The following is a 12,920-nucleotide window of genomic DNA, read 5'->3' on the forward strand; positions in this document are numbered from 1 at the left end:
CTCTACTTGTTCCACTTACGTTGCTCCACCACTGCTGGCAGCCGAGTTCCGTCTTTTGTTAATCGCGTGCACGCCCATGACCACTGCAATTAATTCATACGTGTCCAGTTGTTCCGACTGGTTATCTAATACAAATGCCCCTGAACTAAACCAGCCACTGGTGCGACGGAAACTGGCCACGATGCGGCCACCACTGCCACTTATATCATATTCCTGCGAAAATGCTGGAGCAGACACATCATACGTACCGCGTGATCCTGCGTCATATTCATACTTTTTACTAAAAAAACTGAATCTCGCCCGCAACACACCCAGATGTCTCCCATCTGCTGCAGTGATGTCCCAACGATTCGTTAACATGCGAAATTTGCCGCTGCAGACCAATCCCGAGTTATCTGATACATCGAGCGAAGAACCAAAGACACTTTTCAAATCCAGATGCCCTGCCTGTTCCTGATTTGGATTCATAATCTCGGTGTAACCCGCGTTAAAAAAGTTATCCCGGAAGTATAGTTCCATAACGCTTCCTCCTTTCGCTTACATATCCTTTTGTTCTCTTTAACCTAATCTCGCATCGAGCACACAATATATCTATATATACGTATAATTAATGGTAGTGGATTCAAAAAGTGGATTATTACTGGATGTAAAAAACGAGCAACCTTGGTTGCTCGCATCATGTTCAAGTTATCCTGTCATCAGACTTCAACTTTTTTGTTGTTCAGATAAATGGTAGCCCACACCAAGATGACCGCCACAATGACTTCAAATACAATGCTTCCCCACATGCCGTCCGACCATAATACACCATTGGCTGTGATTGCAATACCTGTACTTTCTTCCGTATACCGGAACATCTCATTTGGACTGAAGCGTCCAGTCGTAATAATATTCTCCAACCAGCCAATCAGATTAACGAGGACAAAGAATGCAACGATTCCGATCCATGGTCCCGTTCTCCAGCGGAAGCTGCCTGCAATCGAGATCGAAAGGAAGATAATGACGGTCATGAATACCATAACCCATACGCTAAACAGCAACAAACTAATATAATCCGAAACATGCAGACCCGAAAGATCAATATTGCTAGCCATGTTCATTCTGAGCTTCATTGAGATATAGATGTAGGCATGAGTCGTAAAAATAATGACTAACCCCAACCCGCAAAGTAGTCCAAAGATCAAAGGAGACAACACATGTGATAGGCCCGTTACGGGTAACAGACGGCGATTATAAGAGCGGATATTGGACGTGTATGTTTTAATCATTTTCACATAAATAGCCACACCAACTCCAACATAACCCATAATGCCAAGCACAATCCCTGTGACCTCAGACACGAAAAGGGAAAGCCCCACTTGAGCGATAATCAAAATAACTAGCCCAGCCAGCAGTGTATTCCAGTTCCTTCTAAAGTCATACTTCAATAATGTCATCATTCCGCATAGACCTCCTTGAACATCTCATCCACACTTTTCCCATATTTCAGACGGAGCGTTTCTACTTCTTCCCGCATCACCAGCTCGCCCTCGCGAATAAAGACAACTTCATCAAAAATCCGTTCGATATCATTCACAAGATGCGTGGAGATGATGAGACTACTGTCTTCATCATAGAACTTGACGATCGCATCCAGAATCTTGCCTCGCGCAACCGGATCTACTCCCCCAATCGGTTCATCCAGCAAATACAGACGAGCCTTACGGGATAGTGCCAGTGTTAGTTGCAGTCTTTCATTCATCCCTTTTGACAGATGCCGTACCCGGTCACTCTCGACAAGGTTCATAAAATCGAGCATCTCCCGTGCCTTCTCCTCGTCAAAATCAGCATAGAAATCGCGGTAGTACGCAATCGCATCCCGCACTCTCATCCACTTTTCGGTTAATGGACGATCCGGCATAAATGAAACCAGTGACTTAGTCTCCAGCCCCACAGGCTTACCTGTGACTTGAATCGTTCCACTGCTCGGATGCAGCAAACCTGCAACCAGCTTCATGAGCGTACTTTTGCCACTGCCGTTGCTACCCAGCAGACCTACGATTCGTCCTGGAGCAATATCCAAAGTAATATTACTGAGCGCTTTCTTATTGCCATATGTCTTATTGATCTGATTCAGTTCAAGGATGTTACTCATGCGTTGTTCCTCCCTTTCCTTCCGCAACGGCATCGGCTACGATGGATAAGATATCCTGCTCTTCAATCCCCAGTTCCTGCATTCCGGTCAGAAAACGTTCCAATAATTCACCGGCCATCTCTTTTTTGATCGTCATAATCTTCCGCTCCTCACTGGTCACATATCTGCCCAAGCCCCGTTTGGTTTCGACCACTTCTTCCCGCTCAAGCTCCTGAAATGTCCGTTGTACTGTATTGGGATTGATCTGTAATTCAGCCGCCAGTTCACGAACCGAAGGAATTTTGTCACCTGCCTGAAGTGTCCCGGTTACAATCTGTCTTTTGATATACTGCATGATCTGCAGATAGATTGGTAAATTGTTATCAAATTCTATAGTCACAAAGCTCTCGCTCCTCTCTGTACTGGTGTGTTAGTTACATAGTACACTAGTGAAATAGTGTTGTAAAGCCCATTTGTTATAAATATATAATCGCTCAGTTGATGAGCAAGCTTTGGTTATCGAAATACATACAAAAAAAGAGCAGATCGTGAAGATCTGCTCTGCATAACTTATTAGTCGTATTGTTATCTTATTCATATGCTTGTCCAAAAAAAAAAGAGCCAGCTACACGATATCTAGAGGTACTTTGCCTTTAGGTGCAGGAAATGCCTCATCCAACCGTGTGAGTTCCTCTGGTGTCAAAACGATATTCACTGCTGCTGCATTGTCTGCCACATGATTCAGCTGTACCGCCTTGGGAATCGCCATCACATCTCCGTCCCTGATCACCCAGGCTAATGCGATCTGCGAAGTTGTAACTCCTCGATCCTGCGCAATCTTCTGAATGACTGGATGCTCCAACAATTCACTGCGAAGTCTGCCCCCCTGAGCCAGTGGACAATACGCCATTACAGGAACGCTACGTTCCCGCATCCACGGGAGCAAATCATGTTCAATACCACGCGAAACTGCATGGTAAAGCACCTGATTCACCATGCACTGAGAACCCTCTGGCAAACACCATAATTCCTGCATATCCCTTGTATCCAAGTTTGAGACACCCCAACGCAGGATTTTACCGGATTGCTTCAATTGTTCCAAGGCCTGGACAGTCTCTTCGAGCGGTATTCCTCCGCGCCAATGAAGCAAATACAGATCCAAGCGATCTGTACCAAGACGCGTCAGACTACGCTCACAGGCTGTAATCATCTGCTTGCGATCTGCGTGATGGGGATATACTTTGGATACGAGAAAAACGTCATCACGCAGGCCTGAGATGGCCTTTCCCGTAACGACTTCTGCCCCACCTTCTGCATACATCTCCGCCGTATCAATCACGGTCATTCCCAGTTCAATACCGGAACGTAGTGCCCGTACTTCTTCTTCCTGGCTGGATTGCTTCTCTCCCATGTACCATGTGCCTTGTCCTATCGCGGGCAGGGCAGTTCCATCTGGAAGCAGAACCGTGCGCGTCTGATCAGCATGCAACATCTATATTCCTCCATTCTGAAGACTCGATGGATATTGACTCTAACGACGATGATACGAATCATAAATCATGTTATCACTCACATGTCTCCAGTGGCTCATCATCATGATATATAATTGATCCAGTGGCACTGTGAGGCTGCTTTGGGCAACGCTGATGGTCGCATCGACCATATTGCTGTTGACCGTCATCAATTTGCGTTTCATCCCGTTCTGGCGATCCAGAAAGGCTTTCTCGTCCCGCAATTTGACCCCGATCATTTTCTGTCCCATCAATTCATACATAAAAATATTCTCAACGTCTCTCCAGGCCACTGCCCCTCCTGCGGTATAAGAAGATGCATCCACAAACCCATCCTCATCGATCACAAAAGAAGGTTCCTTCTTAATCATCTTTACCAAACTGTAGCAGAAACATAGCCCAAAAAACAAAATGGATAGAAGTCCAATCACACCCGAGAGGATGGAATCATTCGTAACTGAAGAACGATCAAAAATCAAAAAAAATCCGGCTGCCACAAAGAGTGCCGCCCCTGCCGTAAGCCACGCCATTCGTTTCCGGTTTGGATATTCTACATGCTGCTCATAGGATGTGCTCAACGTGACGTTCCTCCTCCATTGCGACTGAATCATACAAGTTCTATATAAACGAATGGTTATGAACCAAATACCTGAATGTTGAACAGGAATTGCATTGTACATTAAACCAAATTCACCAATGTTAAACATTAAATTAAGACCATTTTTCGTCATTTCTGCGCTTATTCAACATTAGGATTCGTCATCCTTCGAGCAAATCCTTTTAACACACCTATATGAATTGAACAAAGAATGTTTGCACTGACCACTCCGATGACAGAACAACCTTCCGATCGCTGTTATCCCCAGATTTTTCGATTCCACTTTTTCAAAGTGAAAATCCGGGGATAAAGGCGAACGCTCCGCTTCTTCAGGTTATTTCTGTCCTCTACGTTACGTGCAAAAATTTAATTCAATTAATATTCATTGTTAAATGTCTTACCCTCCTTCATTACACTTATTGTCCTGTCCCTAGCTTTCCGTTAATATAAATGGAAAGGTTAGGAAATTAGCCAATTCTAATTCATGGTGGGAGGACAAACAATGATGAGTCAGCGCGGCATAACATCGGAAGATCTTTATCAGATTACATGGGTTAACGATCCAACTCCGTCCCCTCAAGGCGGACAACTGGTATATGTAAGCCGGAAAACGAATGAAGCACGTGACGGTTATTGTTCTCACCTAAGGCTGCTTCATCTGGGGAGTCAGAAGGACAGGCCCTTTACATCTGGTGAGAAGGATCATTCCCCTGCCTGGTCGCCCGATGGGTCTCAGCTTGCCTTTTTAAGAGAGGTTGATGGGAAATCTCAAGTGTGGATTATCGCATCAGATGGCGGAGAAGCCCAGCAAATCAGTCACCTGAAACATGGCGTCAGTTCCTTTCTCTGGTCACCAGATGGCCATACCTTACTTGTGAAATCACCCGTGGATATGAGCGGAGAAGAAGAATTACAACCTACAGATTCTAAAGACAATGACCATAAACTGCCGCAAGAACATGTCGCGGACCGCATTCGCATGAAATCAGATGCAGGTGGATTATGGGACGGAAGACGTTCCCATCTCTTCACCATCGCGCTAATCGACGCAGAAGCTAGCCCTGTAACTACAGGTCATTATGACGTTGGTGACTACGCCTGGTCACCGGATGGAACATCCATCGTATGGATCACGCAAATGCCTGAAGAAGGCGAGGATCATAATGACTATACCCTAACCAATCATGTGTACCTTGCCAAGGCAGACGGAACAGATGTGCAGCAATTGACCCCGGAAGGATATACGTTCAGCCGACTGACATTTGCACCGGATGGACAATCCCTGGCCCTGCTCGCCAATGACCGTTCTTATGGAAATGCCACGCTTGTGAAGCTATATACCCTTCCTATATCAGGTGGTGAGCCCGTATGTCTAAGCACGGATTGGGACGTACAGTTAAATCACAGCATTGTTGGTGACATGCGATCACATCTGACAACCACGGGGCCTGTACTCAGTCGGGATGGTTCATCCATCCTCTGTCTCGCGACCATTCATGGTAGTGTACGCATCGCCAAATTCGCACGAGACGGCAGCAGTGCCGAGTATATATTGCCTGACGAACAGGAGATTTATCAATTTGCGGAATTGGAAAACGGTCAGATCGTTGCCGCTGTTGCTGATACGCGAAGTCCCGGTGACCTCTATATGTATGAACAACCGGAAGATTCCGGTGTAGAACCGATTCAGCTCACCCGCAGCAATCCACAGCTTGAGGAGGATATCCATCTTAGTGCACCAGAGACTTTCTGGTTCAACTCCTCGGATGGCCTGCGGCTGCAAGGGTGGATCATGAAACCTCGTGGCATGGTCGACGGGGTCAAAATCCCGACCATTCTTGAGATTCATGGCGGCCCGCACATGATGTATGGTTTTACATTTATGCACGAATTCCAGATTCTCGCCGCACAAGGCTACGCTGTTGTATACATCAATCCACGCGGGGGACTCGGATACGGGCAGCAGTTTGTAAACGCCTGTCGCGGAGATTATGGCGGTGGCGATTATCGCGATCTTATGGAGAGCGTGGATTATGTCCTGTCCCAGTATGCGTTTATTGATGAATCCAGATTGGGCGTAACCGGCGGCAGTTATGGTGGCTTCATGACCAACTGGATTGTTGGGCACACCGATCGCTTCAAAGCCGCTGTTACCCAACGTTCCATCTCCAACTGGTTATCTTTCTATGGTGTCAGTGACATTGGCTATTTCTTCACAGAAGATCAAATTGGTGGTAACGCGTGGGATGACACGGAAAAACTGTGGAAACATTCCCCGCTCGCTTATGTCGGCAACGTCAGTACTCCGCTGCTCATTTTGCATGGCGAACAGGATCTGCGGTGTCCGATTGAGCAGGCCGAGCAATTATACATTGCGTTGAAACGACGCAAACAGACCACTCGTCTTGTTCGTTTCCCAGGTGCCAACCACGAGTTGTCCCGTGGAGGTCATCCCCACTTAAGAGTACGTCGTCTGGAGCATATTGCCGGTTGGTTTAACGAGTACTTGTAACGGACTAATATTTAGAATATTAATTCAGAGTATAGAACCAGATATGGATTCAACTCTAAAAGCCGTCCAATGAAATCTGTAATGATTTCAACGGGCGGCTTTTAGAGTTCACCTTTTATAGAAGGAAAGATTACTCTTCGCCCCACACTACGGTGATTTCATTCAGATCCTTGTTGGTTGCAGACACCGAACCTGTGATGGTTACGGCATATTTCCCATCTTTACGACCGACGATGCTGAAGCCGTCTGCCTGGATATCCTGAGTGTTCTGGCTCAAGTTTTTGGTCTGGTAGTAGTCTTTGTAGGATGTTCCAACGGTTAGCAACGTTTCTTTCGTTGTGTACGTGAGAACAACTTTTTTGTCACCATCCATTATGTTCTCAATGAGACTTGTAGCCTTCGCATCTTTCGGTAATGGGAAATCTGCTGGCAGATACTTGGACTTCACACCTGCCGCCTGTGTGTTCGTGCCTGTAGATGGTTGCGATCCGCTGTTGCCTGTGGATGTTGATCCGCCAGAAGAGCTTGAAGAGCCGATGCTTACTTTATTGTTTTGGGAATCATACTTCACTTCGGTCTTCAACGCATCGGCAATCGAACGAACGGGGAGATATGTACTGCCTTGATATGTAATTGGCGCAAGCTTTTTGCCCTGGTCACCTGTCGGTGTAAATTTCTGTCCGTTCACTTCGATGGCGAGCCCATGGTTTAGATAAGCTTTGATCGTCTCCAGTTGTGTACCTGCATATACACCTGCCGATCCGGTTAACACCATGCCAAACACACCCGCAGCAATCAACCACTTTTTGCTTTTCATCCCTAAACGCCTCCTGAGTTCAAATGTCAGCCTTATGCATAATACGATTCAAGACGATCGCTCGATGTACGCGAAAGACTCATGTAGTTATGCTCATCATGTATGGGCACGAGCTTATTCGGATAACAGCCCGTTGTTCCACCAAATGTTAGCAATATAATAGCATCTAACAAGAGGTTGTAAACGATAAATGAACAAAACAGGACCAAGGGCGTACAAAAATAGTCTTTGTCGTATACCCGCTGTACTCTCGCTCGTTAAGTTGTTCTTATATGAATAAAGTCCTGAATTCCGGACCATACATATGAAGCTAATCATACACGCACAACAGTTGCGAAATTAATCAATGTATTAGATAATTATTTGTCGATTTGTGGTCGAAGGAACGGAATTCAAGGGGGATTTATACGATGAACAATAACAGTACATTTGATCAGTCTATTAACCGGATCGCTACCGGATCAGAAAAATGGGATGCACTTGAGGATATCTTCGGCGTTGCTGATGCGCTTCCGATGTGGGTGGCCGATATGGATTTCGCTGCTCCACCATCCGTTATTGAGGCCCTGAAAACACGGATGGAGCACGGAATTTTTGGTTATACAGTACGGACTGAGGCGTATCATGCAGCTGTCGCAGGATGGATGGAACGGCGCCACAATTGGAAAATTAACGATGACTGGATCGTATTCACTCCAGGTATTGTGCCTGCACTCAGCATTGCGGTACAACAATTCACTGATCCGGGAGATGCAGTGGTCATCCAAACTCCGGTGTATGCGCCCTTCTATGAAGTCGTACGTGGTCAAGGTCGTGAACTGATCACCAATCCTTTAGTAGAGAATAACGGTCATTACACGATGGATCTGGAACAACTGGAATCCAGCTTGCAGACCGGTCGGGTCAAAATGCTGATTCTGTGCAGTCCTCATAATCCGGTTGGACGGGTATGGACTCGTGAGGAACTTGAAGGACTTACGTCACTGTGTCTGCAATACAACGTACTGATGGTTTCAGATGAAATCCATGCCGATCTTGTTCATCAGCGCGGAACTCATACACCTCTGACCCTGATCTCGGACGCCGTCTCTGATCTAAGTATCATCTGTACAGCTCCAAGCAAAACGTTCAACATTCCTGGCCTCTGCACATCCAACATCATCATCCCCAATGCCAAGTTGCGGGAATCGTTCGCGCAGGGTGTAAAAACGATGGGACTTGCCAGTATCAGTACACTGGGGGCTGTTGCAACCGAAGCTGCATACAACGGAGCCGAGGAATGGCTGGATGAGTGCATTGCCTATATCTGTGGAAATATGGAATATGTACAGCAATATGTTGCGGAACATATGCCTCAGATTAAAATGCATCTGCCTGAAGCAACTTATCTGTTATGGATGGATTTCCGGGAACTGAATATCCCACATGCACAACTATGCAAAATGCTTCTTCATGAAGCAGGGCTGGCTTTCAATGACGGGAGCTTCTTTGGAACAGAGGGTACAGGGTTCATGCGTATTAATGTAGCCTGTCCACGTTCCACGGTTGAAGAGGCGATGCGCAGGTTATCTGCGTTGCTAAGCAATTTGTCGGGCAAATAAGCTGTCAGTTACATCAATGTACGTTGCGAACAGAACGTGTACGGTTCGTTAAATGGCGAATATTTGTCAAAAGGGAAAAGGGGTGCCCCATAGTCAAGTCCATGACTCACATTCATGGTCAATGACTTCACAAGGGGCACCCCTTTTGTATGCGATCATTTTATTTATTCAAAACATAATTAAAATTACAGTGACATCGATATCGGCATCGGTGTAATTCTGTCGCACAATCTGTTCAGCAAATCCCGATCATGGCTTATAATCAATAGCCCAAGATCACGCTGGCGAGCCACTTCCATCACGGTATGCCAGATCTGTGCCTGAGTGATTGCATCCAGCATCGTTGTCATCTCATCTGCGATCACGTAACGTGTCGCTTTACCGAGTGCTCGCGCTACACAGAAACGTTGCAGTTCTCCACCGGATAATTCACCCGGTCTGCGGTCCAGCCAGGTCTGCTGAATACCCAAAGCTTCGAGCAACTGTTCATCCTGCACAAACGCCTCCTGAAGTACACGACGCATCCGCCAGCGTGGATTCACAGCCTTCTCCGGGTGCTGGAACACCAGCTGAACCGGACATACTCCTGTACGTGGGAGTGGTTTCCCATCCAAAAGGACTTGCCCTGCCACAGGTTCGGCATATCCTGCAAGAATGCGACCAAGGCTTGTTTTCCCACAGCCACTTGGTCCCCACAAGCCAACCACTTCTCCCCGTTGCACCTGCATATTCATCTGCTGGAACACCCACGACTTTTGATCGTAACGGTAACTCACATCTCGTGCTTCAAGTGACATGGAAACACCTCACTTCTCCGCCTCGTATCTGACGAAGCTCTGGACGTTGGCGGGTACATGCAACGGTTGCCGCGCTACATCGGGGAGCAAATGAACATCCTGCTGCAATCTCTAGACCCGCCAATGGCTGGGAGCCCGGAAGTGGCTGAAATCCATTCTGCGGCAACGCATTCCAGAGCGCTTTTGTATATGGATGACGCAGACGTTCTCCATTCCCTTTAAAATCATCAACCAGCGCCGTCTCTACATTGGCACCCGCGTAAAATACAGCGATGCGATCGGCTGCCGTGAGGGCTGTCGTGATATCATGAGTAATCCATAGAATGCTTACACCTTGATCTGCGAGTACGCGAAATTGTTTCATCGTCTCGGCCAGCACTTCGGGATGAATGCCTGGTGTCGGCTCATCTGCAATGATCAGCTTCGGCTGACCCGAGGTCGCTGTAGCCATCAACACCCGCCTTGCCATACCTCCGGACAACTCAAACGGGTACTTTCCGGCTGTTCCTTGAGGAAGATGATATCGCTCCGTCAGCTCCTGCTCCGTCTTTTTCATATGGGATCGAGTTATGAAGCCGCGCTTCCGTCCCGAATTTCGGGTTACCGGCTGAACTTGCCTTCCCACCTTCATCAAAGGGTCCAAATAACTGACGGATTGTGGAATCAACATCAGCTCTTCACCACGCAGATGAAGCTGCCGCTCTGGGGTCAAAGGCTCGCCGCTATAGCTAATACGCCCCTCCAACCTGGCATTTGCAGGCAGAATGCCCATGATGGCCTGCGCCAGCACACTTTTACCCGATCCACTTGCACCTACAACAGCCACGATCTCACCCTCGTTTATGGAAAGATCCAGATTCTGAATGACATAAGTCTGTTCGTGCCCAAACCAGCCGCGAGCGCGCCGAAATGACACCGATACTCCCTCAATATCAAGAAGAGCCATATTTACCTCACCTCCCTTGAACTACCTGTCCCCGTCAATGTCCTCAGACTGTTGCCCAATACATCAAACGCACGAACAACCAGCAACAGTGCCAGTCCCGGGAAAAAGGCAAGCCACCACATGCCAGCAGATAAATATCTCATCGACTCTGACAAAATAATTCCAATTGCCGGTTGTTGCGGGGACAACCCCAGCCCCAGAAACGTAATGGCTGCCTCATGCAGAATCGCATGGGGAAAGATTAGCAGTACGCCCACGAACAGTTGCGGGACCAGATGTGGCAGCATATGCTGCACCGCAATTTGTAACCGCGATTGACCTAACTTATGTGAAATCTGAATGTATTCTGCGGATTTCAGTTGTATCATCTCCGCTCTTACAATCCGGGCCAGATTCGGCCAGTGAGTCAGCGCAATCGCTGCCGCCACTCCTGCCAAACCTCCACCAAATACAAAGGCCAGCATAACCAGCGATACCAGATGAGGTACACTCAGGAACAGGTCGATAATCCATGAGATCACCCGGTCAGCAGTCTTGCTTGAAGCGGCTGCCAAACCCAATAACATTGCGATCATTCCACCACCACATGCAGCAAGTAATCCCACTTGAATGCTGGTTGCCAATCCTTTTAACGTGCGCATGAACATATCTCTTCCGAGCCAGTCTGTGCCAAATGGATGCGCCCAGGTTGGAGCCAAATTCCGATCCATTAGTGAAGTCAGCGTAGAACCAGCCGGAAGCAGCCTGCCCGTCAACCACACAACGGCAATCCAGATCACCGCGAGGCTTCCCCAGATCACCGCTCTTTGACGAGGATTTCGGAAATGTTGATTGCTGGCAGCCGTATATTCTTTTCTCGTTTGGCGTGTTGTTCCTGTTCCTTTTCCAGTCTCAGCTTGTAGTAACCCCGGATTAATGCTGTACCTTGCCTCTTGAGTCGCAGTTTTCACTTTCTGTATTTTGGCTGTTTCTGTCGTCTGCTCAGAGGAGCGTTCTACCGTCTGCTTCATGACATCAGCTCCTCCTTCATCCGTGGATCGATCAAGCGATACAGAATGTCTGCAACCATATTACCTGTAAAAACAAAAATTGCACTGCACATCACAAGTCCGAGCAGCAGTGGAACATCTCCACGTAACCCCGCCTGAACCGTTGCCTGACCAAGGCCAGGGTATGAAAATACCTGCTCTGCAAGCACAGCCCCACCAAACAGTTCACTGAACGAAGCAAACTGTAGCGTTATCGCTGGCAAAACAACATGTCTGAACCCATGTCTACGGAACAGCTGAAATCCACGCTCACCCCGCGCTCTTGCAAACAGAATATAATCTGACTCCTCTACATCCGTAAGCTTCTGCCGGGTATGCAAAGCGATGGAAGCTACCCCGGTCAAACTGAGGGTCAACGCTGGCAGAATCATATGAATAGCCCGATCTCCCCATGTGACCTGATCAGCCGACAGCCCTGCGGGTACCCCAAGACCAACTGGAAGCCATCCGAGCCACACCCCAAATACCATCAGCAGCAACAGCGCAATCCAGAATACCGGCGTAGAGGCCAGCGTATAACAATACCAACAGATCAGACGATCCAGCTTCGAATTCCGTCTCATGGCAGCAACTACACCAAGAGTGAAACCAATGATGCCGGATAATATCCAAGCTACAGCCATAAGTGCGACAGAATTCATGAATCGTTCCTGGATAATATCCGCTACAGGCTGTCTGTAGATCATCGAAGTTCCCAAATCTCCCTGAATCAGTGCTTGTCCCCAGGTTAGCAATCGTTCCATGGGAGATTCATTCAATCCCCAACGTTCTTCAATTAAACTGCGCTGTTCGGCGCTTACCCTAATCATGTCTCCACCAATGTAGGCTTCGATCGGATCAACAGGAGAAAATTGCATTAATATAAACGACAACACGCTGACTCCAACCAATAAAGATACAAGTCGCAACATTTTAAAACCAACAAATCTGGCCCATCCATTCATGCCTGTCATCCAATCTCTCCCCAATTCAGGCT

13 protein-coding genes are annotated in these 12,920 nt (G+C 47.5%); 2 read left to right on the forward strand and 11 right to left on the reverse strand.

Annotation, left to right across the window (positions count from 1 at the left end):
• Positions 1–15 precede the first annotated feature (15 nt).
• The 6 genes from BLS69_RS18165 to BLS69_RS18190 form a co-directional block, all read right to left on the reverse strand.
• A complete protein-coding gene (locus tag BLS69_RS18165) occupies positions 16–519 on the reverse strand; it encodes an LURP-one-related family protein (protein WP_091034173.1) in 504 nt (167 codons plus the stop codon).
• Positions 520–698: 179 nt separating this feature from the next.
• Entirely contained in the window at positions 699–1,439 is a 741-nt protein-coding gene (locus BLS69_RS18170) for a hypothetical protein (protein WP_091034176.1), read from the reverse strand.
• A complete protein-coding gene (locus BLS69_RS18175) occupies positions 1,436–2,134 on the reverse strand; it encodes an ABC transporter ATP-binding protein (RefSeq protein ID WP_091034178.1) in 699 nt (232 codons plus the stop codon). The genes BLS69_RS18170 and BLS69_RS18175 overlap by 4 nt, the downstream gene beginning before the upstream one ends.
• Positions 2,127–2,513 carry a GntR family transcriptional regulator gene (locus BLS69_RS18180; RefSeq protein ID WP_036606428.1) on the reverse strand — a complete coding sequence of 129 codons (387 nt, stop codon included), beginning with the start codon at positions 2,511–2,513 and terminating at the stop codon, positions 2,127–2,129. Before BLS69_RS18180 ends, BLS69_RS18175 begins: the two co-directional genes overlap by 8 nt.
• A 225-nt stretch (positions 2,514–2,738) precedes the next feature.
• The gene (locus tag BLS69_RS18185) at positions 2,739–3,605 is read right to left on the reverse strand and encodes an aldo/keto reductase (protein WP_091034181.1); all 867 of its coding nucleotides are present in this window, start codon (positions 3,603–3,605) and stop codon (positions 2,739–2,741) included.
• Between the two features lie 39 nt (positions 3,606–3,644).
• On the reverse strand, positions 3,645–4,202 hold the full coding sequence (locus BLS69_RS18190) for an STM3941 family protein (RefSeq protein WP_091034183.1): 558 nt from the start codon (positions 4,200–4,202) through the stop codon (positions 3,645–3,647).
• A gap of 522 nt (positions 4,203–4,724) precedes the next feature.
• Between BLS69_RS18190 and BLS69_RS18195 the strand changes: the two genes are divergently transcribed.
• A complete protein-coding gene (locus BLS69_RS18195; protein WP_091034186.1) occupies positions 4,725–6,734 on the forward strand; it encodes a S9 family peptidase in 2,010 nt (669 codons plus the stop codon).
• Between the two features lie 130 nt (positions 6,735–6,864).
• Here the strand turns inward: BLS69_RS18195 and BLS69_RS18200 are convergent, their stop codons facing one another.
• Positions 6,865–7,551, reverse strand: a complete 687-nt coding sequence (locus BLS69_RS18200) for a stalk domain-containing protein (protein ID WP_091034188.1) — start codon at positions 7,549–7,551, stop codon at positions 6,865–6,867.
• Between the two features lie 410 nt (positions 7,552–7,961).
• Between BLS69_RS18200 and BLS69_RS18205 the strand changes: the two genes are divergently transcribed.
• Positions 7,962–9,152: a MalY/PatB family protein gene (locus tag BLS69_RS18205; protein ID WP_091034190.1), complete on the forward strand. Its 1,191-nt coding sequence runs from the start codon at positions 7,962–7,964 to the stop codon at positions 9,150–9,152.
• 185 nt (positions 9,153–9,337) lie between these two features.
• Here BLS69_RS18205 and BLS69_RS18210 read toward each other — a convergent pair whose 3' ends face one another.
• From BLS69_RS18210 to BLS69_RS18225, 4 genes are read right to left on the reverse strand one after another with little or no spacing between them, the layout of a single operon-like run.
• Positions 9,338–9,949, reverse strand: coding sequence for an ABC transporter ATP-binding protein (locus tag BLS69_RS18210; RefSeq protein ID WP_091034192.1), 612 nt, complete (start codon positions 9,947–9,949; stop codon positions 9,338–9,340).
• Positions 9,939–10,895, reverse strand: a complete 957-nt coding sequence (locus BLS69_RS18215) for an ABC transporter ATP-binding protein (protein ID WP_091034196.1) — start codon at positions 10,893–10,895, stop codon at positions 9,939–9,941. Before BLS69_RS18215 ends, BLS69_RS18210 begins: the two co-directional genes overlap by 11 nt.
• Positions 10,896–10,897: 2 nt before the next feature.
• The gene (locus tag BLS69_RS18220) at positions 10,898–11,905 is read right to left on the reverse strand and encodes an ABC transporter permease (RefSeq protein WP_091034200.1); all 1,008 of its coding nucleotides are present in this window, start codon (positions 11,903–11,905) and stop codon (positions 10,898–10,900) included.
• The gene (locus tag BLS69_RS18225) at positions 11,902–12,897 is read right to left on the reverse strand and encodes an ABC transporter permease (RefSeq protein WP_091034201.1); all 996 of its coding nucleotides are present in this window, start codon (positions 12,895–12,897) and stop codon (positions 11,902–11,904) included. The genes BLS69_RS18220 and BLS69_RS18225 overlap by 4 nt, the downstream gene beginning before the upstream one ends.
• Positions 12,898–12,920: the final 23 nt, after the last annotated feature.

The organism is Paenibacillus sp. CF095 (assembly GCF_900101225.1).
Lineage (GTDB): Bacteria > Bacillota > Bacilli > Paenibacillales > Paenibacillaceae > Paenibacillus.

Coding starts and splice junctions, on each gene's coding strand:
- BLS69_RS18165 (WP_091034173.1), bottom strand. CDS start 519: ATGGAACTATACTTCCGGGATAACTTTTTTAACGCGGGTTACACCGAG.
- BLS69_RS18170 (WP_091034176.1), bottom strand. CDS start 1,439: ATGATGACATTATTGAAGTATGACTTTAGAAGGAACTGGAATACACTG.
- BLS69_RS18175 (WP_091034178.1), bottom strand. CDS start 2,134: ATGAGTAACATCCTTGAACTGAATCAGATCAATAAGACATATGGCAAT.
- BLS69_RS18185 (WP_091034181.1), bottom strand. CDS start 3,605: ATGTTGCATGCTGATCAGACGCGCACGGTTCTGCTTCCAGATGGAACT.
- BLS69_RS18195 (WP_091034186.1), top strand. CDS start 4,725: ATGATGAGTCAGCGCGGCATAACATCGGAAGATCTTTATCAGATTACA.
- BLS69_RS18200 (WP_091034188.1), bottom strand. CDS start 7,551: ATGAAAAGCAAAAAGTGGTTGATTGCTGCGGGTGTGTTTGGCATGGTG.
- BLS69_RS18205 (WP_091034190.1), top strand. CDS start 7,962: ATGAACAATAACAGTACATTTGATCAGTCTATTAACCGGATCGCTACC.
- BLS69_RS18210 (WP_091034192.1), bottom strand. CDS start 9,949: ATGTCACTTGAAGCACGAGATGTGAGTTACCGTTACGATCAAAAGTCG.
- BLS69_RS18215 (WP_091034196.1), bottom strand. CDS start 10,895: ATGGCTCTTCTTGATATTGAGGGAGTATCGGTGTCATTTCGGCGCGCT.
- BLS69_RS18220 (WP_091034200.1), bottom strand. CDS start 11,905: ATGAAGCAGACGGTAGAACGCTCCTCTGAGCAGACGACAGAAACAGCC.
- BLS69_RS18225 (WP_091034201.1), bottom strand. CDS start 12,897: ATGACAGGCATGAATGGATGGGCCAGATTTGTTGGTTTTAAAATGTTG.